Genomic DNA, 20,785 nt, shown 5'->3' with positions numbered 1-20,785 from the left:
CGTGCCACGCCTCTTCCGCCGACCGCTCCGGCGGCTGGATCACCCTACCCGGCCCGCGGACCCCCACCGGCGACAGGCATAGTAGGGGGCCGGTCAGGCGGGGCGGAGGCCCGGTGCGGGGCGTCGGACGCGGCCGCTCACGGCGCCACGCGGGGAGAGCACGGGGGACGGACGGACTCATGACATCGCGGCGGGACGAGCTCAACGCGTACACATTCGCGAAGCGGCGCATGGTGGCGGCCTTCCTGCGGCCCTCACCGACCGGCTCCGACGAGGGCGCCCCGCGCCCGCTGCGCGCCGTCCTGCCGAGCATGGTCGCCGGGGCACTGATCCTCGCGGGCTTCGGCGCCGTCGGCATGTTCAGGCCGACCGCCCCCACGGACTGGGACCGGCCCGGCACCAACGTGATCGTCGGCAAGAAGTCGACCACCCGATACGTGGTCCTCACCACCGGCCGGGGCGAGGCCGGCAAGACCCTGCTGCACCCCGTGCTGAACCTCGCGTCGGCCAGGCTGCTGCTCACCCCCCAGAGCTATGACGTCGTACAGGTCGCCGACGACATCCTGGACGCGGGAAAGCCCCCGCGCGGACCGGTCCTCGGCATTCCGTACGCCCCCGACCGGCTGCCCGAGGCCGAGGACGCGGGTACCGCGAAGCGCTGGGCCGTGTGCGTGCAGCCGGGCGGCAAGGGCAACACCGTGCAGAAGGCCGCCTTCGTCCTCGCCGGACGGGACAACGATCTGATGGAGGGCGCGAACCGGCTCACCGGCGGTCAGATGCTCTACGTCAGGGGCCAGGACCGGACCCGCTACCTCGTCGACGCCCGCGGCACCAAGTACCGCGTCGACGAGACCGCCGCCGACCTCGGCCATCTGACGAGCGCCCTCGTCGGCAGCGCCCAGCCGCAGCCCGTCACCGACGACTGGCTGGCCACCCTGCACGACGGCAGCCCGATCGCCTTCCCCCGGATCCCCGGCACCGCCGGGGATCCGGCACACGTCGAAGGAAGGCTCTCCGCGCGGGAGAACCGGATCGGCACGGTGCTGCGGACCCGGAACGGAGAGGGCACCGCGTACTACGTCGTCCTCGGCGGGAAGGTCCGGCCGGTCTCCGAGTTCACCGCCTGGCTGCTGATCAACTCCCCGCAGACCGCCGCCCTCGACCTGGCCGGCGAGGCGCGCGCCGTCGGCCTCCAGGACTTCGTGCCCGACCCCGCCCCCTTCACCGGTCAGGCCGCGCACTGGCCGGCGCACCGGGCCGACCGGGTCAACGCCACCGACGCCGGAAGCTCCGGCCGCGACACCGTCTGCAATGTGCTGCGCAAGACGGACGGCAGTGGCGTGACGACGCTGAGCACCTGGGCGGGCACCTCGTACCCCGCCCCGGTCGGAGCGGGCGGCACGAGCACGTACGTCACTCCGGGCAGCGGACTGCTCTACACCCAGGTCAGGGGCCGGCAGACCGGCCCGGACGGATCACTCTTCCTGGTGACCGACACCGGACTGCGGTACGCGGTTCAGGCGAACGGCGGCAGCGACGCCGAGCGCTCCGGCATCGGCGCCGGCGGCGCGGCGGACGGGCCGGACGGCCGCCCCGAACCGAGTGAGGCGCAGATCCGGCTCGGATACGGGAAGGTGACACCCGCCCTCGTCCCGGTCGAGTGGTCGGACTTCCTGTCCAGGGGCCCCCGGCTCGACACCGACAGCGCCCGCCGGCCGCAGGGTTCCTGACGGTCCGGGGCGAGCGGCGACGGAAGTGCACGGGGAGAAGATGACGCCGTACCGGAAGACGGTCCTGCTGGCAGTCGCCGCGGCAGCACTCGCGGGGACGCCGGCCGCGTACGCCGATCCGGGCGCCGGCGAGTTGCGCATAGACGGCGGCGGCGTGTGCGCCTTCCCGATGAGGAAGCAGTTCGAGGGCCGCCCCTGGCCGCTCCAGCGCGTACTCCTGGACGAGCTGTGGCAGGACACCAGGGGCAAGGGCGTGCGCGTCGCCGTCATCGACACCGGGGTGGACGACACCAACCCGCAGCTCACCTCGGCCGTGGACGCCGCCGCGGGCGCCGACCTCCTGCGGGGCGGCGGCACCGACGGCACCGTCGACCAGGTCGGCCACGGCACCAAGGTGGCCGGCATCATCGCCGCCCGCCCCCGCGCCGGCACCGGATTCGTCGGCCTGGCCCCCGAGGCCACCATCATCCCGATCCGCCAGAACGACGAGAGGAACAGCGGCGAGGACACCACGATGGCCGCCGCGATCGACCACGCGATCGCGAAGGGGGCCGGGGTCATCAACATCTCCCAGGACACCACCCGGCCGCTGACGGAGGACTCGGTGCTGGGCCGGGCCGTGGCCAGGGCGATCGGCAAGGACATCGTGGTGGTCGCCTCCGCGGGCAACGACGGCATGGACGGCCGGCCGAAGCGCACCTACCCCGCCGCGTTCGACGGTGTCCTCGCCGTCGCCGCGTCCGACCGCAACAACGAGCGCGCCCCCTTCTCCCAGGCCGGGGAGTTCGTCGGGGTCGCCGCGCCCGGCGTCGACATCGTCTCCACCGTCCCCGGCAACGGCCAGTGCACCGACAACGGCACCAGCTTCTCCGCGCCCTACGTCACCGGGGTCGCCGCCCTGATGCGCGCCAAGTACCCGTCCTGGACGGCGGCGCAGATCGTCGCCCGGATCGAGCAGACCGCCGAGCGCTCCGGCAACGGGCACGACGACTTCGTCGGCTGGGGTGTCGTCGACCCGGTGCGCGCGCTGTCCGGCGACGACGCCCCGCAGGACGCGCCCCACCCGGACCCGCCGCCCGCCAGGGCCCAGGCCCCCGAACCCGCGCACCTGTCGATGTCGCAGACCCCGCAGGAGCGGAGCAGGCGGTACGCGTCCTACGCGCTGGCGGCCGCGGCCGTACTCGTCGGCGTGGTGGCCGGCACGGCGACGGTTCTGCGCGAGGTCCGGCGGCGCCGGGGTCCGCGCGCCCGGTAAGGAACCTCAAGAAGCGCCGGAGCACGTCAAGGCGCGTCAAGACGGGTTTCCGCGCAGAAGCCGCGGTCGGGCGGAGATGGTGAAATGACCGGGCCGATACGGCACTTCACGTACCGGCCACCTGGCCGCGCTCGGCGGACAGGTCTGCGAACCGAGAGACAGGACCTCCGGATGACCAGCCCCGCAGGCGGTTTCGGACTTGCCGACGATCCGATCGTCCAGGCCAAGAACAAGATCATCAACACGGCCGACGCGGTGTCCAGACAGTCCAGGGAACTGGCCGACATCCTCGCGACGGCCGGTGCGGGATGGACCGGCGCCGGCGCCTCGGGGTTCACCTCCGCGCAGCTCGTGATCAACGAGGACCACGACGGCATCCGCCGCCTCCTCAACGTGCTGCACCACGCCGTGGGCACCACGAAGAACCTCAGCAACGCCAACGACGAGGAGGTCCGCGCGGCCTTCGACTCGGTGAGGGAACGGGCCGCTCCGGCCGGCACCTCGGCCCTGAACGGCGTCTGAACCGCGCCACCCCACACCATCCACAGCGAGCACGGAGGAGAAGTCGGATGGGCCACGACCCGCACACCAAGGTCAGGTACGAGAGCGTCCAGGAGATGGCCAACCGCATCCGCGCGGTGTCCCGGAACATCTGCCGCGACCTCGAAGAGATGGACGCCGCGCTCAAGGTCGTCACCGACACCTGGGACGGTGAGGCGCACAGCGAGTACGTGACGCTCCAGAACAAGTACCGGGGCAGGGCCGACGACATGAAGAACCGCCTGGAGCGGGTGGCCAGGATCGTCGAGTCCGGCAAGGACCACTACCGGTTCACGGACCTCAAGTCCTCCCGGCTGTTCACCGAGGCGTACTGACCACGTACCGACCACCGGTCGCGCGGACGCGACAGGCACACACAGCAATGGGCACGTTCACCCGAACGTGCCCATTGTGCGTACGGCGACGGCGACGGGGACCTCAGTGCGCCGTCGCACGACCGCCGCGCCCACCGTTCCGCTCCGTTTCGCTCCGTTCCGCTCCGCTACGTGAGGTCGAACTCGCCGTCCCGTGCGCCCAGTACGAAGGCGCGCCATTCGGCCTCGGTGTACCGCAGCACGGTCTCCGGATCCAGCGAGGACCTCATCGCCACTGCCCCGCCCGGCAGATGCGCGATCTCGACGCGCTCCTCGGCCTCCTCCGTGCCGGGCGCACTCAGCCATTCCACCCCCGAGATGTCGAGTGCGTACAGCTCGTCCTTCTCCGCCTGCGTGCCCATCGTCAAGGGTTCCTCTCCGTACGGTGGCTCTGCACGGAACGGTACAGGGCCCGTGCCGACGAGGGATCCCGTCAGCCATTCCGCAGCGCGCGACACGCTTCTGTGCTCTCATGCACCGCACCGCACCGCACCGCACCGCGTCAGCTCCGCTCCGGCAGCCGTCCGGTCTGCACCAGCGGGTTCCCCCGGCGCCGGGTGGCGAAGTACCCACGTCCCGGCGGCATCGGACGTCCGCGCACCGCCCCGATCAGGTCGCCCTCGGCCGGATCGCCGGACAGCACCACCCCCTGTGCGCCCAGCTCCTTGATCCGCTGCATGAACGGTTCGTACATGGAGCGCGAGGCCCCCGCCGAACCGCGCGCGATGACGAAACGCACCCCGGTGTCCCGGGCGAAGGGCAGATACTCCGCCAGCGGCGCCAGCGGACCGCCCGCGCCCGTCGCCACCAGGTCGTAGTCGTCGACGAGGACGAAGATCCGCGGACCGGTCCACCAGCTGCGGTCGCGCAACTCCCGCGGACCGACATCCGCCGGGGGCTGCCTGCGCGCGAACACCCCGGCCAGCGCCTCCATGTGCGTCCGCAGCGCGCTCGCCGTCGGCGCGTACTCCAGCAGATGGCTCTCCGGCAGCGCGCCCAGCAGCGACCGCCGGTAGTCACCGACGACGAACCTGGCCTCGTCGGGGGAGTAGCGCTCCGTGATCTGCTTCGCGATCAGGCGCAGCAGATTGGACTTGCCCGACTCGCTCTCGCCGAACACCAGGAAGAAGGGGTCGGTGTCGAAGTCGACGAACACCGGCTCCAGATCCGTCTCGCCGACACCGATCGCGATGCCCAGGTCCGGGAACTCGAACCCCTTCGGCAGCTGCTCCGCCGGCAGCCTGCGCGGCAGCAGCCGTACGGCCGGGGCCGGCGCACCCGTCCAGCCCGCCCGCACCGCCGCGGTCAGCGCGGCCGTGCCGTCGGCCAGATCCGCCGTGCCGGACACGGAGTCGATACGCGGCAGCGCACCCATGAAGTGCAGCTTCTCCGCCACCTGACCACGGCCGGGCACCCCGGCCGGAACCCGGGCGGCGACCCCGCGGTCGAACTCGGAGTCCATGACATCGCCGAGCCGCAGTTCGAGCCGCCCGAGGACCTGGTCCTTGAGCGCGGCGCGCACCTCCAGGTAACGGGCGGCGGAGAGGACGACATGGACGCCGTAGCCGAGGCCGCGCGCCGCGATGTCGGTGACGACCTGCTCCAGCTCCTCGTGCTCGGTGCGCAGTCCGCTCCAGCCGTCGATGACCAGGAAGACGTCGCCCCACGCCTCGCCGGGCAGCTCACCGAGTGCGCGCCTGCGCCGGTAGGTGGCGACGGAGTCGATCGAGTGGGTGCGGAAGAACTCCTCGCGCCCGGCCAGCACCCCCGCCACCTCGGCGACCGTACGCCGTACCCGCTCCGGGTCCAGCCGTGCGGCCATTGCCCCGACATGCGGCAGATCCGCCAGCGAGGCGAGCCCGCCGCCACCGAAGTCGATTCCGTAGAACTGCACTTCGTCCGGGGTGTGGGTGAGCGCGAACGACGCGATCAGCGTACGCAGCAGCGTCGACTTGCCGGAGCGCGGACCGCCGACCACCATCAGGTGCCCCGCGGCGCCGGAGAAGTCCAGGCGCAGCACCTCGCGCCGCTGCTCGAACGGCTTGTCGACCAGGCCGAGGGGGACGGTCAGCGCGCCGGGCCGGCCGGACTCCGTGGCGGTGAACCCGCGCCCGCCGCCCGCCGCGAGACCCGGCAGCAGCTGATCCAGCGTCGGCGCCCGGTCCAGGGGCGGCAGCCACACCTGGTGGGCGGGCGGCCCCTGCCCCTCCAGCCGCCGCACGATCACATCGAGGACGGTGTCGGCGAGCGCGTCGCTCCCGGCGGCGGCCGGCGCGGGCGCCGGGTCCGGCGCCGCGTACTCCACCGGCACCGGCAGCGCACTGAACACCGCGGCCCGCCGCTCGGCCGGAAGCGGCCCCGAGGGCAGAGCGGGACCACCGGGGCGGTACGCCCCCGACACGTACGCCGCCTTGAACCGCGTCATCCCCTCCGTACCCGTCCTGAGGTAGCCGGAGCCGGGCACGGACGGCAGATGGCAGGCGTCCGGTACACCCAGCGCCGTGCGCGACTCCTCGGCCGAGAACGTCCGCAGCCCGATCCGGTACGAGAGGTACGTCTCCAGACCCCGCAGCCTTCCCTCCTCCAGCCGCTGCGAGGCCAGCAGCAGATGCACCCCCAGCGAACGCCCGATCCGGCCGATCTGGATGAACATGTCGATGAAGTCGGGCTTCGCGGTGAGCAGTTCGGAGAACTCGTCGATGACCAGGACCAGCGAGGCCAGCGGCTCCAGCGCCGCACCCGCCGCCCGCGCCCGCTCGTACGCGTGGACGCCCGCGTAGTTGCCCGCCGAGCGCAGCAGCTCCTGGCGCCGCCGCAGCTCACCGCGGATCGCGTCGCCCATCCGGTCGACCAGCGTCAGGTCGTCGGCCAGGTTGGTGATGACCGCGGCCACATGCGGCAGGCGCGACATACCGGCGAACGTCGCACCGCCCTTGAAGTCCGCGAGCACGAAGTTCAGCGTCTCGGAGGAGTGCGTGACCGCGAGCCCCAGCACCAGCGTCCGCAGCAGCTCCGACTTCCCGGAACCCGTCGCGCCGACACAGAGCCCGTGCGGGCCCATGCCGTCCTGCGCCGACTCCTTGAGGTCCAGCACCACCGGCAGACCGTCCTCGCCGACCCCGATCGGCACCCGCAGCCGCTCGGAGGCCGGGCGCGGCCGCCGGCCGTGCGCCCCGTCGACCGAACCCGCGTCACCCAGATCCAGCAGATCGGTGAAGTCCAGATCGTCCAGCAGCGGTTCGTCGTCGTCGCCCCCGCCCATCCTGAGCGGCGCGAGCTGCCGGGCCAGCGCCTCGGCCGCCGGCAGCGAGATGCCGTCCGGCACTCCTTCGTACGCGGGCCCCGCACCGGACTCCAGCCGCAGCAGACCGGGCCGCGCCACCACGGACAGACCGTCGCGCGGCCCGCCGGGCCCGCCCGGCACCACATCGAGGACCGTCACGCCCTGCAGACCCCCGGCCGCGGCCAGCAGCGAGTCCGGCGGCACCGTGACGCCGTCCAGGACCACCACGACGTGCGGCCGGTCCAGCAGCGGCCGGGCCTCCCGGCCGAACCGCGGCCGCCCCTCCAGCCAGGGCGCCAGCAACGGCTCGACCTCACCGGGGCCGGTCCCGAACAGCCGCTTCGAGCCGGCCCCGTCGACCTGACCGGGCACCTGCACGTGCGGCAGCCACTTCGTCCACTCCCAGCGCGCCACCGCACCCGGTCCCGCCACCACCGCGACCACCAGGTCCTCGGGGGAGTGCAGCGTCACCAGCTGCGCCACCACCGCCCGCGCCACGGACCGCGCCGACTCCGGCGGGCCGCAGACCGTCACACGGAAGTACGCCCGCAACGAGACGGCCACCGGCAGCCCGTCCAGCCAGCCGTGCACCGCCAGGAACCGCCGCATCGCGTCCGCGCACAGCGGCTCCAGCTCGTCCGGCGCAGCGGTCTCCGGCGCCGACAGCGGCGTCGCCAGCCGCTGCCTCCCGAGCCCGAGCCGCACCTCGCCGAAGTCCTCGTCGCCGATCCGCCGTTCCCACACCCGGCCGCCCCCGGCGACCACCGACCACAGCTGCTCGGGAGCGGGATGCAGATACAACCGCGCGTCCCGCTGGGCCCGCGCCGTCCCGCGCACCACGAGCCGCGTCCGCGCCAGGTACTTGAAGTAGTCACGCCGGACATCCGCCGACTGCCCCCGCGAGCCCCGCCGGTGACGCACCAGCTGCGCGGCGGCCAGGCCGACCGTCGACACCAGCATCAGCACACCCATGACCCGCATGAACGGGGGAGCCTGCGGCGAGAAGAAGAAGACCACCGATGAGCCCATGCCCAGCACTGGCAGAAGCTGCGTCAACAGACCCTCCTGCCGACCGCGCGGCAGTTCGGGAGGGGCCGTCAACATCAACTCGTCCGTGGGGACTTCCGGCGGCAGGGACCGCGGCGGTCGCTTCACGACGATCTGGCTCACCGGAACATCAATCCCTCAGTGCGGACGGGCGAAGGGCCGGGTGGATCCGCACCGGCGCCCCGTGGCTGCCTCTGCTCGCGGACTGGCCTCCGCGCGACGGCGATCCTACGTGCCGAGGGCCTTTTCCCCCTCCCGGTAGGGTGGCGCGCGCACGGTGCGCAACCGCGAATCAGGGGGACCAGACACGTGAGTACGACTGCGGCGACCGGCTTCTGCCGTGTCACTGTCGTGGCGCCCGACAGCCGGATCGACGTCGCACTGCCCCAGGACATCGCCGTCGCCGACATCTACCCGGAGATCCTCCGCCTCACCGGCCGGAACCAGGCGGCCGGCACCCCCACCGGACACCACCTCGTACGCCGTGACGGCACGGTCCTCGACGGCGCCCGGACCCTCGCCGCGCAGCACGTCCTGGACGGCGAACTCCTGCTGCTGCGCCCCTTCGCGCACTCCCTGCCGCCCGCCGTCTTCGACGACGTCTCCGACGCCGTCGCCTCGGCCGTCGGCCGCGACCGCCACCTCTGGAGCGACGACCTGCTGCGCGGCGCCGGACTGGCGGGCGCCGTCACACTGTCCGTCCTGCTCGGCTTCCTCCTCTGGTCCGCCGACCCGGTCCGCCACGACACGCACGGGCTGCCCGCCGTCGTCGCCGGCGCCGCGGGCGTGCTGCTCACCGCCTTCGCGGGGGCACGCGCCCGGGTCTACGCGGACCGCGGCGCCGCCGTCGCCGCCGGCCTCGGCGCACTGCCCCTCGTCCTCGTCGCGGGCTCCGGCATCATCGGGCCGGACGCCGGCCAGGGCGCCGGCAGGCTGCAGTTCCTGCTCGGCTGTGTCGCCGTGCTGATCGCCTCCGTCGTCCTGGTCGCCCTGATCCCGAGCGGCGACGCCCCGTTCGTCGCGACGACCCTCCTCGCCACCGCCGGCACCCTGGCGGCCTTCGTCGCGATACTCACCGAGACCTCCGCCACCAGGGCCGCCGCCGTCTGCGCCCCGGCCGGCCTCGGACTCGTCGCCTTCCTGCCCGGCCTCTCCGCCCGCTTCGCCCGGCTGCCCATCGGATACGCCGCGCCGCGCTCCGCCCCGGGCGGCCACTCCTGCTCGCCGGACGCCGGGCCGGTCACCCCGGGCCCGCCCGTCGACGCCGAGGGCATCGCGGACCGGGCCCGCCGCGGCCACGAGCTGCTGCTCGGCCTGGTCGGCGGGTGCGCGGCCGTCGTCGTCGCGGCCGCCGCCGTACTCGGCTTCTCCGACAGCGCCTGGGGCCGGCTGCTCGCCCTGGCGGCAGGACTCGCGCTGCTGCTGCGCGCCCGGCTCTTCCGCTACACCTCGCAGGTCGTCTGCCTGCTCGCGGCGGGCATCGGCGCCGTCGCCCTGCTGGTCATCGGCCTCGCGCTGAACCCGCCCGCCGATCTGCTGGACGAGCTGACCCGGTACGGCGACCGCGGCTCCCTCGACCTCCGTACGATGTGGCTCTCCGCCGCCGTCGCGGCAGGCGCCGCCCTGCTCACGACGGTCGCCCTGGCCGTACCGCGCAAGGGCCTCTCCCCGTTCTGGGGCCGGCTCCTGGACCTGGCCGAGAGCGCGCTGCTGCTCTCCCTGGTCCCGCTCTGCCTGGCGGTTCTCGACGTCTTCGCCAGGGCCAGGGCCCTCACCGGGTGAGGCCCGTCGGAAGCGCTCCGAACGGCTGGTAGTCTGGCTGTGGCCGTTTGTGTACGCGTTCCCGGTTCGTTCTGGGAGCTGCGCTCATCGGACCTTCGCTCCCGAGTCACTCAAGCTCCCCTGAGATCAAGACCAGGGGCACTCGTGGGCGCATCGAACACCTAGAGGAGTACCGCGTGCCGCTCGACGCCGCTACGAAGAAGCAGATCATGACCGAGTTCGCGCAGAAGGAGGGCGACACCGGTTCCCCCGAGGTTCAGGTGGCCATGCTCTCCCGCCGCATCTCGGACCTGACCGAGCACCTCAAGACGCACAAGCACGACCACCACTCCCGTCGTGGTCTGCTGATCCTGGTCGGCCAGCGTCGCCGCCTTCTGCAGTACCTGGCCAAGAAGGACATCCAGCGCTTCCGTGCGCTCGTCGACCGCCTCGGCATCCGCCGTGGCGCGGCCGGCGGCGCCAAGTAAAGACGCTGTGAAAGGGAGCGGTGCCCACATCCAGGGGCCGCTCCCTTTGCCGTACGTGCGGGACTGGGGTCAAGCTCAGTAACCTGGACGTACAACACCAGACGAGGAGAGGCGCCACACGGCCGCCGCCGGTCCTCGGTAGTGGCCCCCGGGACAACGCCCGGGAGCTTCGATCGAAGACCGGCCCCGCACACACGGTGCGCCTCTCCGCACCGTCCTGCGCCACACGGGCGACAGGACGAAAAAGACGACGAGTATGGAGAAGACACTAGTGGAGAACGAGACCCACTACGCCGAGGCCGTTATCGACAACGGAACCTTCGGTACCCGCACCATCCGCTTCGAGACGGGCCGCCTGGCCAAGCAGGCCGCCGGCTCCGCCGTCGCGTACCTGGACGACGACACCATGGTGCTGTCGGCCACCACCGCTTCCAAGCGGCCCAAGGACCAGCTCGACTTCTTCCCCCTCACGGTGGACGTCGAGGAGCGGCAGTACGCCGCCGGCAAGATCCCCGGCTCCTTCTTCCGCCGGGAGGGCCGCCCCTCCGAGGACGCGATCCTCACCTGCCGCCTGATCGACCGCCCGCTGCGCCCCTCCTTCAAGAAGGGCCTGCGCAACGAGATCCAGATCGTCGAGACGATCATGGCGCTCAACCCCGACCACCTGTACGACGTGGTCGCGATCAACGCCGCCTCCGCTTCCACGATCCTGGCGGGCCTGCCCTTCTCCGGCCCGATCGGCGCCACCCGCGTCGCCCTGATCAAGGGCCAGTGGGTCGCCTTCCCGACGCACACCGAGCTCGAGGACGCCGTCTTCGACATGGTCGTCGCGGGTCGCGTCCTGGAGGACGGCGACGTCGCGATCATGATGGTCGAGGCCGAGGCCACCGAGAAGACCATCCAGCTCGTCCAGGACGGCGCGGAGGCCCCGACCGAAGAGGTCGTCGCCGCCGGTCTCGAAGCCGCGAAGCCCTTCATCAAGGCGCTCTGCAAGGCCCAGGCCGACCTCGCCGCCAAGGCTGCCAAGCCCACCGGCGAGTTCCCGGTCTTCCTCGACTACCAGGACGACGTCCTGGAGGCGCTCAGCAAGGCCGTCAGCACCGAGCTCGCCAAGGCGCTCACCATCGCCGGCAAGCAGGAGCGCGAGGCGGAGCTCGACCGCATCAAGGAGATCGCGGGCGAGAAGCTCCTCCCGGCCTTCGAGGGCCGCGAGAAGGAGATCTCCGGTGCCTACCGCGCGCTGACCAAGAAGCTGGTCCGCGAGCGCGTCATCAAGGACAAGGTCCGCATCGACGGCCGCGGCGTCACGGACATCCGTACGCTCGCCGCCGAGGTCGAGGCCATCCCGCGCGTGCACGGCTCGGCGCTCTTCGAGCGTGGCGAGACCCAGATCCTGGGCGTCACCACCCTCAACATGCTCCGCATGGAGCAGCAGCTGGACACCCTCTCCCCGGTGACCCGCAAGCGCTACATGCACAACTACAACTTCCCGCCGTACTCCGTCGGTGAGACCGGCCGCGTGGGCTCGCCCAAGCGCCGCGAGATCGGCCACGGTGCGCTCGCCGAGCGCGCCATCGTGCCGGTGCTGCCGTCGCGCGAGGAGTTCCCCTACGCGATCCGCCAGGTCTCCGAGGCGCTGGGCTCCAACGGCTCGACGTCCATGGGCTCGGTCTGCGCCTCCACCATGTCGCTGCTGAACGCCGGTGTGCCCCTCAAGGCCGCCGTCGCCGGTATCGCCATGGGTCTGATCTCGCAGGAGATCGACGGCAAGACCCACTACGTCGCCCTCACCGACATCCTCGGTGCCGAGGACGCGTTCGGTGACATGGACTTCAAGGTCGCCGGCACGAAGCAGTTCGTGACCGCGCTCCAGCTCGACACCAAGCTCGACGGCATCCCCGCCTCGGTCCTGGCCGCCGCGCTGAAGCAGGCCCGTGACGCCCGCCTCCACATCCTCGATGTGATGAACGAGGCCATCGACGTCCCGGACGAGATGTCCCCCAACGCCCCGCGGATCATCACCGTCAAGATCCCGGTGGACAAGATCGGTGAGGTCATCGGCCCCAAGGGCAAGATGATCAACCAGATCCAGGAGGACACCGGCGCCGACATCACGATCGAGGACGACGGCACCATCTACATCGGTGCCCAGCAGGGCTCGCAGGCCGAGGCCGCGCGCGCCACGATCAACGCGATCGCCAACCCGACCATGCCGGAGGTCGGCGAGCGCTACCTGGGTACGGTCGTCAAGACCACCACCTTCGGTGCGTTCGTCTCCCTGATGCCCGGCAAGGACGGCCTGCTGCACATCTCGCAGATCCGCAAGCTCGCCGGTGGCAAGCGCGTGGAGAACGTCGAGGACGTGCTCGGCGTCGGTGCCAAGGTCCAGGTCGAGATCGCCGAGATCGACTCCCGCGGCAAGCTCTCGCTGATCCCGGTCGTCGAGGGTGAAGAGGCCGACGAGCAGAAGGACGACGCCGCCAAGTGACGTCCCGTAGTTCCGTGACGACGGCCCGCACCTCCTCGGAGGCGCGGGCCGTCGCCCGTACCCAAACGCTTCTCAAGGGCAGCAACGGCATCGGCACGGTCCGCCGCACGGTCCTCCCCGGCGGCCTGCGCATCGTCACCGAGACCCTGCCCTCCGTACGCTCCGCCACCTTCGGTATCTGGGCCAACGTCGGATCACGCGACGAGACCCCGGCCCTGAACGGCGCGACGCACTACCTCGAACACCTCCTCTTCAAGGGCACCGACAAGCGCAGCGCCCTGGACATCTCCTCCGCCATCGACGCGGTCGGCGGCGAGATGAACGCCTTCACGGCGAAGGAGTACACCTGCTACTACGCGCGGGTCCTCGACACGGACCTGCCGCTGGCCATCGATGTCGTCTGCGACATGCTGACCGGCTCACTGATCGCCTCCGAGGACATCGACGCCGAACGCGGCGTCATCCTTGAGGAGATCGCGATGACGGAGGACGACCCGGGCGACTGCGTGCACGACCTGTTCGCGCACACGATGCTCGGCGACACCCCCCTGGGCCGCCCGGTCCTCGGCACGGTCGACACGGTCAACGCACTGAGCCGCGGCCAGATCGCCCGCTTCTACAAGAAGCACTACGACCCCACGCACCTCGTCGTCGCCGCCGCCGGCAACGTCGACCACGCCACGGTCGTACGCCAGGTCCGCAAGGCCTTCGAGCAGGCCGGAGCGCTCTCCCGCACCGACGCCACCCCGGTGGCGCCCCGCGCGGGCTCCCGCACACTGCGCACCGCGGGCCGGGTCGAGCTCCTGAACCGCAAGACCGAGCAGGCCCACGTCGTCCTCGGCATGCCGGGACTGGCCCGCACGGACGAGCGCCGCTGGGCGCTCGGCGTACTCAACACCGCCCTCGGAGGCGGCATGAGCTCCCGCCTCTTCCAGGAGGTACGGGAGAAGCGCGGCCTCGCCTACAGCGTCTACTCGTACACCTCGGGCTTCGCGGACTGCGGACTCTTCGGCGTGTACGCGGGCTGCCGGCCCAGCCAGGTCCACGACGTCCTCAAGATCTGCCGCGACGAGCTCGACCGTGTCGCGTCGGACGGACTGGACGACGAGGAGATCAGCCGCGCCATCGGCCAGCTCGCCGGGTCCACGGTCCTCGGGCTGGAGGACACCGGCGCGCTGATGAACCGCATCGGCAAGAGCGAACTGTGCTGGGGCGAGCAGATGTCGGTCGACGACATGCTGGCCCGTATCGCGCAGGTCACGCCGGACGACGTCCGGTCGGTGGCGGGCGAGGTCCTCGGACACCGCCCCTCGCTGTCGGTCATCGGCCCGCTCAAGGACAAGCAGGCCGACCGCCTCCACGAATCAGTGGCCTAGTCACCCGAAAGAAGTAAGCATGAGCAAGCTGCGCGTAGCCGTTCTCGGTGCCGGGGGCCGTATCGGCTCCGAGGCGGTACGAGCCGTCGAGGCCGCCGACGACCTGGAGCTGGTGGCCGCACTCGGCCGCGGCGACAAGCTGGAGACCCTCGTGGACACCGGCGCCCAGGTCATCGTCGAGCTCACCACCCCGGCGTCGGTGTTGGAGAACCTCGAATTCTCCGTCCGGCACGGCATCCACGCGGTGGTGGGCACCACCGGCTGGACCGACGAACGGCTCGCGCAGCTGAACACCTGGCTCTCCGGCTCGCCGGAGACCGGTGTGCTCATCGCACCGAACTTCTCCATCGGCGCGGTCCTCACCATGAGGTTCGCCCAGCAGGCCGCACGCTACTTCGAGTCGGTCGAGGTCATCGAGCTCCACCACCCGAACAAGGCCGACGCGCCCTCCGGCACCGCCGCCCGCACCGCCCAGCTCATCGCCGCTGCCCGCCGCGAGGCGGGCAGCGCACCCCAGCCGGACGCCACCACGACGGCCCTGGACGGGGCGCGCGGCGCGGACGTCGACGGGATCCCGGTCCACTCGGTCCGGCTGCGCGGCCTGCTGGCCCACCAGGAGGTGCTGCTCGGGAGCGAGGGCGAGACCCTCACCATCCGGCACGACTCGCTGCACCACAGCAGCTTCATGCCGGGCATCCTGCTCGGCGCACGCCGCGTGCCGACAGCTCCGGGCCTCACGTTCGGCCTGGAAAACTTCCTCGACCTGAACTGACTGAGCCCACCGCCATGCGCGCAAAGATCACGTACACCGTCACCGCCGCCGTCCTGGTCTTCTACTTCGCCCTGGCCGGCAGCCGTGGCGTCCTGCTCATCCGGCACGGCACGCTGCTCACGGTGACCTTCGGGATCGCGGTGCTGATCCTGCCGCTGATCGGCATCTGGTTCCTCTGGAAGAACACCCAGTTCGTCCGGCGGGCCAACGCCCTGGCCGCCGAACTCGACGCGGAGGGCGGGCTGCCGGTCGACGACCTGGCCCGTACCCCGAGCGGCCGCATCGACCGCGACTCCGCCGACGCGGCGTTCGTCCGCCGGCAGGCGGAGACGGAGGACACGCCGGACGACTGGCGCTGCTGGTTCCGGCTGGCTGTCGCCTACCAGGACGCCAGGGACACCCCACGGGCCCGCAAGGCCATGCAACGAGCCATCGCCCTGCACAGCCGCCCAGCAGGCGCCTCAAGCATCTCAAGCCCGTCCGGCGATTGAGGACAGTCTTTGAGCCGTCCGGCGATTGAGGACACAAAAAAGCCGCCCGGCGACTGAGGGGCACCCCCAATCGCCGGACGGCAAGGCCTCAAGGCCCTACTGCTGCCGGTACTCGTCCCCCCACGCCTCAATCGTGTCGGCAGCCCGGTCAAACGCCTCGCTCCGCGTCAGGAAGTCCGCGTTGGAGTCCGTGAGCAGCGGCGGCACCGCGTCGCCACCCCTGCGTACGACGATCAGGGCCTGACCCTGAACCGTCCGGGGGAATCCGAGCCACTTCACCGGCTGCTGCACCGTACGCACCGCGGTGGCGCGGTTCCACGGCACGGTCGTCGTCCGGAAGAACCCGACGCGGCGTACGCCGTGCCGGCTCACCCACGCGCCGATCCTCAGCATCCGCAGGGCGCAGAGGATCACCGCGAGGGCGAGCGCGAGACACGCCCCCGCCCCGGGCATGGCCCCGGCGAACGCGATGATCATCCCCGCGAACAGGATGAACGAGGCGAGCAGCAGCAGGGTGGCCGCGGCCGCGACCCGCCACGGTCCGGGGCGGTAGGGACGCCGCCAGCTGTCGTGGTCGTCGAACGGCAGCGCGACATCCTCAGCGCTCGCGTCAAACGCGCGGTCGGCCGTCAGGAAGGGCAGGGGCACGACTGATCCTCACTCACAAGCACGCTCGATTGCTGTGCCCGGTGAGGCTACCGAGGGGGTGACCGCCGCTACCACCCCAGGGGGCCCGTACGAGTCAGTGCCCCGGTGCTGCCTCAGCCTGCTGGCTGTGCGAAGGCGACTGATCGGGTGCCAGGGCGGGAAGGCCCAGCAGCAGTGATCCGGCGAGTCCGGCGATCACGGCGAACCCGACGAGGCTGCGGGCCGCCAGCTCGGAGACGCTGGTGCGCTCCCGGGGCGGCGGTGTGACGTTGCTGCGGAATCGGTCGGCCTCGGCCACGAACGAGAACGGGACGGCTTCACGCCGGCGGAACATGAGGTAACTCTCCTTGAACTCTGTTTTGAGTGGTGCTATTAAGTCAGACGTATGGCGAGCCCGATCGGTGCCCCGAATCGCCGAATTGATCGAAAGAATCCTCGAAAGGCCGGTGCCGACCGCGTTGTCAGTGGCGGCCCGTAGAGTGGGCGCCGCCCGAGCGACGCCATTGGAAGGACCCCGCCGGTGACCGAGACCCCCGAGCCCGCAAAGCCCAGCTTCCGCAGCGATGTCACCGTTGACCTGGTGAAACATGCCGCAGGCGACTCCGATGTGCTCTTTGCCGCCCGTGTCTCCACGGCCGGTGAGCAGTCCCTGGAGGAAGTCACCAAGGATCCTGAGCGCTCCAAGGGACTCATCAACTACTTGATGCGGGACCGGCACGGAAGCCCGTTCGAGCACAACTCGATGACCTTCTTCATCAGCGCCCCGATCTTCGTCTTCCGCGAGTTCATGCGGCACCGCGTCGGCTGGTCGTACAACGAGGAATCGGGCCGCTACAGGGAGCTGGAACCGGTCTTCTACGTACCGGGGGAGTCCCGCAAGCTCGTCCAGCAGGGCCGCCCCGGCAAGTACGAGTTCGTCGAGGGCACCGAGGCGCAGCAGGAGCTCACCGGCCGCGTCATGGAGGACTCGTACCGCCAGGCGTACGACGCCTACCAGGAGATGCTCGCCGCGGGCGTGGCCCGTGAGGTGGCCCGCGCGGTCCTCCCCGTCGGCCTGTTCTCCTCGATGTACGCCACGTGCAACGCCCGCTCGCTGATGCACTTCCTCGGCCTGCGCACCCAGCACGAGCTGGCGAAGGTTCCGTCCTTCCCGCAGCGCGAGATCGAAATGGTCGGCGAGCAGATGGAGGCGCACTGGGCGGGGCTCATGCCGCTCACCCATGCAGCCTTCAACAAAAATGGACGAGTAGCCCCATAGGCGGTGTCCGTATTGCGGCGTTTCGTGAAGTTCATCTAGGCTGATCAAACGGACCCGGCACTGCTTGAACCCCCGAGCAGGCAGTGCCGGGCTCCTATCGCTTGTCCCCCCGAGGGGACACCCGGCGCCGAGCAACGAGTAGCGTGTTACCCATGGCTCCGATCTCCACTCCGCAGACCCCCTTCGGGCGGGTCCTCACCGCTATGGTCACGCCCTTCACGGCGGACGGCGCACTCGACCTCGACGGCGCCCAGCGGCTCGCCACCCATCTGGTGGACGCAGGCAACGACGGCCTGATCATCAACGGCACCACCGGCGAGTCCCCGACCACCAGCGACGCGGAGAAAGACCAGCTCGTAAGGGCTGTGCTGGAAGCGGTGGGAGACCGGGCGCACGTCGTCGCCGGCATCGGGACCAACGACACCCGCCACAGCGTCGAGCTCGCCCGCACGGCCGAGCGAAGCGGTGCCCACGGCCTCCTCGCGGTGACGCCGTACTACAACAAGCCGCCGCAGGAGGGCCTGCTGCGGCACTTCACGGCGATCGCGGACACCACCGGCCTGCCGGTGATGCTCTACGACATTCCCGGCCGCAGCGGTGTGCCGATCGACACAGAGACGCTCGTGAGGCTCGCGGAGCACCCGCGCATCGTGGCCAACAAGGACGCCAAGGGCGACCTCGGCCGAGCCAGCTGGGCCATCGCCCAGTCGGGCCTGGCCTGGTACTCCGGCGACGACATGCTCAACCTCCCGCTCCTCTCGGTCGGCGCGGTCGGCCTCGTCTCCGTCGTCGGCCATGTCGTCACCCCCGATCTGCGGGCCCTCCTGGAGGCCTTCCTCGGCGGAGACGTCCAGAAGGCCACGGAGATCCACCAGAAGCTGCTGCCCGTCTTCACCGGCATGTTCCGCACCCAGGGCGTCATCACCACCAAGGCCGCGCTGACCCTCCAGGGTCTCCCCGCCGGCCCGCTGCGGCTTCCCCTGGTGGAACTCTCCGCACACGAAACGGCGCAGCTCAAGATCGATCTCGCCGCCGGTGGGGTAGAGCTGTAACCACAGACTTCACAACTGAATACGCGAAGAACACTCGCAAGAGGGCAACACCCCAAGACAACAGCAAGTGCACGAATGACATGCGCGCCACGTGCCCAAGCGGTACGTGGCGCGTGTGGTAAGGAGAGTCTTTTGAGTCATCCGCATCCTGAACTCGGCACCCCGCCGAAGCTCCCGAAGGGCGGCCTGCGGGTCACCCCGCTCGGCGGCCTCGGCGAAATCGGCCGCAACATGACGGTCTTCGAGTACGGCGGCCGCCTGCTCATCGTCGACTGCGGCGTCCTCTTCCCCGAGGAGGAGCAGCCCGGAATCGACCTGATCCTTCCGGACTTCACGACGATCCGGGACCGCCTCGACGACATCGAGGGCATCGTCCTCACGCACGGCCACGAGGACCACATCGGTGGTGTCCCGTATCTGCTGCGCCTGAAGCCGGACATCCCGCTGATCGGCTCCAAGCTGACCCTCGCGCTCATCGAGGCGAAGCTCCAGGAGCACCGCATCCGTCCGTACACCCTTGAGGTCACGGAGGGCCAGCGCGAGCGCATCGGCGTCTTCGACTGCGAGTTCATCGCGGTCAACCACTCCATCCCGGACGCCCTCGCGGTCGCCATCCGCACTCCTGCGGGCATGGCCGTCGCCACCGGTGACTTCAAGATGGACCAGCTTCCGCTGGACGGCCGCCTCACCGACCTGCACGCCTTCGCGCGGCTGAGCGAGGAGGGCATCGACCTGCTGCTCTCCGACTCGACCAACGCGGAGGTCCCCGGCTTCGTACCGCCCGAGCGGGACATCTCGAACGTCCTGCGCACGGTCTTCGCCAATGCCCAGAAGCGGATCATCGTGGCGAGCTTCGCCAGCCACGTGCACCGCATCCAGCAGATCCTCGACGCGGCCCACGAGTACGGCCGCAGGGTCGCCTTCGTCGGACGGTCGATGGTCCGGAACATGGGCATCGCCCGTGACCTGGGATATCTGAAGGTTCCCGCGGGTCTGGTCGTCGACGTCAAGACCCTCGACGACCTGCCGGACGACGAGGTCGTGCTGGTCTGCACGGGTTCGCAGGGCGAGCCGATGGCGGCGCTGTCCCGGATGGCCAACCGTGACCACCAGATCCGTATCGTCCAGGGCGACACGGTCATCCTGGCGTCGTCGCTGATCCCCGGCAACGAGAACGCGGTCTACCGCGTGATCAACGGTCTGACCCGCTGGGGCGCCAACGTCATCCACAAGGGCAACGCCAAGGTCCACGTCTCGGGCCATGCCTCGGCCGGCGAGCTGCTGTACTTCTACAACATCTGCAAGCCGAAGAACCTGATGCCGGTCCACGGTGAATGGCGCCACCTCAGGGCCAACGCCGAACTGGGCGCCCTCACCGGCGTGCCGAAGGACCACATCGTCATCGCCGAGGACGGCGTGGTCGTCGACCTGATCGACGGCAAGGCCAAGATCGTCGGCAAGGTCCAGGCGGGCTATGTGTACGTGGACGGCCTCTCGGTCGGCGACGTCACCGAGACCTCTCTCAAGGACCGCCGGATCCTCGGCGACGAGGGGATCATCTCCGTCTTCATCGTGGTCGACAGCAACTCCGGCAAGATCGTGGGCGGCCCCCACATCCAGGCCCGGGGCTCCGGTATCGACGACTCGGCGTTCAGCGCGGTCGTACCGAAGGTCCAGGACGCACTCAACAAGTCGGCCCAGGACGGTGTGATGGAGCCCCACCAGCTCCAGCAGCTGGTCCGCCGCACGGTGGGCAAGTGGGTCTCCGACACCTACCGCCGGCGTCCGATGATCCTTCCCGTCGTCGTCGAGGTCTGACCCCGACAGACGCGAACTCCGGAGCGGGGCCCCCGATTTGCATCGGGGAGCCCCGCTCCAGTACGTTTACGTCTCCGCCTCACCGGGAAGCGCCGCGCACACTCGTGCGCAGCGAGCGTCCGGCAGAGGATGGAAATTCCGACTCAGAAGTTCTGATAAAGTCGGAATCCGCCGAAAGGCAAGGCCACTTCAACGGCCACCGGAAATCAAATTCGAACCGGAAACGGAACGAAATTGAGTCTGGTAGGGTTGGAATCGCTGGAAAGGGAAAGCGCGAAAGCGAAGAACTGGAAAGCGAAAACTGCGAGGCCCGCTTCGACCGGGAATCGGACACGAAAGAGTCTGATAGAGTCGGAAACGCAAGACCGAAGGGAAGTGCCCGGAGGAAAGCCCCAGAAAATGTT

The 20,785-nt window shown here is 70.5% G+C and carries 17 protein-coding genes; 13 read left to right on the top strand and 4 right to left on the bottom strand.

Annotated elements, in window-relative coordinates; all coding sequences use genetic code 11:
- The first annotated feature begins 179 nt into the window (after positions 1–179).
- The 4 genes from eccB to ACZ6S6_RS26985 all read left to right on the top strand — a co-directional run bounded on the left by eccB (position 180) and on the right by ACZ6S6_RS26985 (position 3,860).
- A complete protein-coding gene (gene eccB / locus ACZ6S6_RS27000) occupies positions 180–1,730 on the top strand; it encodes a type VII secretion protein EccB (RefSeq protein ID WP_469707158.1) in 1,551 nt (516 codons plus the stop codon).
- 40 nt (positions 1,731–1,770) lie between these two features.
- A complete protein-coding gene (gene mycP / locus ACZ6S6_RS26995) occupies positions 1,771–2,985 on the top strand; it encodes a type VII secretion-associated serine protease mycosin (protein WP_469707157.1) in 1,215 nt (404 codons plus the stop codon).
- A 171-nt stretch (positions 2,986–3,156) separates the two neighbouring features.
- The gene (locus ACZ6S6_RS26990; RefSeq protein WP_362966300.1) at positions 3,157–3,507 is read left to right on the top strand and encodes a hypothetical protein; all 351 of its coding nucleotides are present in this window, start codon (positions 3,157–3,159) and stop codon (positions 3,505–3,507) included.
- Between the two features lie 47 nt (positions 3,508–3,554).
- Entirely contained in the window at positions 3,555–3,860 is a 306-nt protein-coding gene (locus ACZ6S6_RS26985; RefSeq protein ID WP_362966298.1) for a WXG100 family type VII secretion target, read from the top strand.
- 167 nt (positions 3,861–4,027) lie between these two features.
- Here the strand turns inward: ACZ6S6_RS26985 and ACZ6S6_RS26980 are convergent, their stop codons facing one another.
- Positions 4,028–4,261: a DUF397 domain-containing protein gene (locus tag ACZ6S6_RS26980; protein ID WP_123462661.1), complete on the bottom strand. Its 234-nt coding sequence runs from the start codon at positions 4,259–4,261 to the stop codon at positions 4,028–4,030.
- A gap of 140 nt (positions 4,262–4,401) precedes the next feature.
- The gene (gene eccCa / locus ACZ6S6_RS26975; protein ID WP_469707156.1) at positions 4,402–8,352 is read right to left on the bottom strand and encodes a type VII secretion protein EccCa; all 3,951 of its coding nucleotides are present in this window, start codon (positions 8,350–8,352) and stop codon (positions 4,402–4,404) included.
- Positions 8,353–8,538: 186 nt separating this feature from the next.
- Between eccCa and eccD the strand changes: the two genes are divergently transcribed.
- From eccD to ACZ6S6_RS26945, 6 genes are all read left to right on the top strand, one after another.
- A complete protein-coding gene (gene eccD, locus ACZ6S6_RS26970) occupies positions 8,539–10,011 on the top strand; it encodes a type VII secretion integral membrane protein EccD (RefSeq protein ID WP_469707155.1) in 1,473 nt (490 codons plus the stop codon).
- Positions 10,012–10,187: 176 nt separating this feature from the next.
- Positions 10,188–10,478, top strand: a complete 291-nt coding sequence (gene rpsO / locus ACZ6S6_RS26965) for a 30S ribosomal protein S15 (RefSeq protein ID WP_018551846.1) — start codon at positions 10,188–10,190, stop codon at positions 10,476–10,478.
- 271 nt (positions 10,479–10,749) lie between these two features.
- Positions 10,750–12,966 (top strand): polyribonucleotide nucleotidyltransferase, encoded by a 2,217-nt coding sequence (locus ACZ6S6_RS26960; RefSeq protein WP_362966320.1) that lies wholly within the window; start codon positions 10,750–10,752, stop codon positions 12,964–12,966.
- Positions 12,963–14,342, top strand: coding sequence for a M16 family metallopeptidase (locus ACZ6S6_RS26955; protein ID WP_362966292.1), 1,380 nt, complete (start codon positions 12,963–12,965; stop codon positions 14,340–14,342). Before ACZ6S6_RS26960 ends, ACZ6S6_RS26955 begins: the two co-directional genes overlap by 4 nt.
- A gap of 19 nt (positions 14,343–14,361) precedes the next feature.
- Positions 14,362–15,114 carry a 4-hydroxy-tetrahydrodipicolinate reductase gene (dapB, locus tag ACZ6S6_RS26950; RefSeq protein ID WP_469707154.1) on the top strand — a complete coding sequence of 251 codons (753 nt, stop codon included), beginning with the start codon at positions 14,362–14,364 and terminating at the stop codon, positions 15,112–15,114.
- A 14-nt stretch (positions 15,115–15,128) separates the two neighbouring features.
- A complete protein-coding gene (locus ACZ6S6_RS26945; RefSeq protein WP_362966288.1) occupies positions 15,129–15,605 on the top strand; it encodes a hypothetical protein in 477 nt (158 codons plus the stop codon).
- Between the two features lie 96 nt (positions 15,606–15,701).
- Here the strand turns inward: ACZ6S6_RS26945 and ACZ6S6_RS26940 are convergent, their stop codons facing one another.
- Positions 15,702–16,253: a hypothetical protein gene (locus tag ACZ6S6_RS26940; protein ID WP_362966286.1), complete on the bottom strand. Its 552-nt coding sequence runs from the start codon at positions 16,251–16,253 to the stop codon at positions 15,702–15,704.
- 94 nt (positions 16,254–16,347) lie between these two features.
- A complete protein-coding gene (locus tag ACZ6S6_RS26935) occupies positions 16,348–16,587 on the bottom strand; it encodes a hypothetical protein (protein ID WP_469707153.1) in 240 nt (79 codons plus the stop codon).
- A gap of 186 nt (positions 16,588–16,773) precedes the next feature.
- Between ACZ6S6_RS26935 and thyX the strand changes: the two genes are divergently transcribed.
- The 3 genes from thyX to ACZ6S6_RS26920 all read left to right on the top strand — a co-directional run bounded on the left by thyX (position 16,774) and on the right by ACZ6S6_RS26920 (position 20,381).
- Positions 16,774–17,511 (top strand): FAD-dependent thymidylate synthase, encoded by a 738-nt coding sequence (gene thyX, locus ACZ6S6_RS26930; protein ID WP_363077864.1) that lies wholly within the window; start codon positions 16,774–16,776, stop codon positions 17,509–17,511.
- Between the two features lie 152 nt (positions 17,512–17,663).
- Positions 17,664–18,563: a 4-hydroxy-tetrahydrodipicolinate synthase gene (gene dapA / locus ACZ6S6_RS26925; protein ID WP_362966280.1), complete on the top strand. Its 900-nt coding sequence runs from the start codon at positions 17,664–17,666 to the stop codon at positions 18,561–18,563.
- A gap of 132 nt (positions 18,564–18,695) precedes the next feature.
- Positions 18,696–20,381 carry a ribonuclease J gene (locus tag ACZ6S6_RS26920; protein ID WP_362966277.1) on the top strand — a complete coding sequence of 562 codons (1,686 nt, stop codon included), beginning with the start codon at positions 18,696–18,698 and terminating at the stop codon, positions 20,379–20,381.
- Positions 20,382–20,785: the final 404 nt, after the last annotated feature.

It is taken from the genome of Streptomyces sp. NPDC048671, assembly GCF_055587045.1.
Note: the sequence above shows the minus strand (reverse complement) of the source record. Positions and strands in the feature narration are given on the sequence as shown.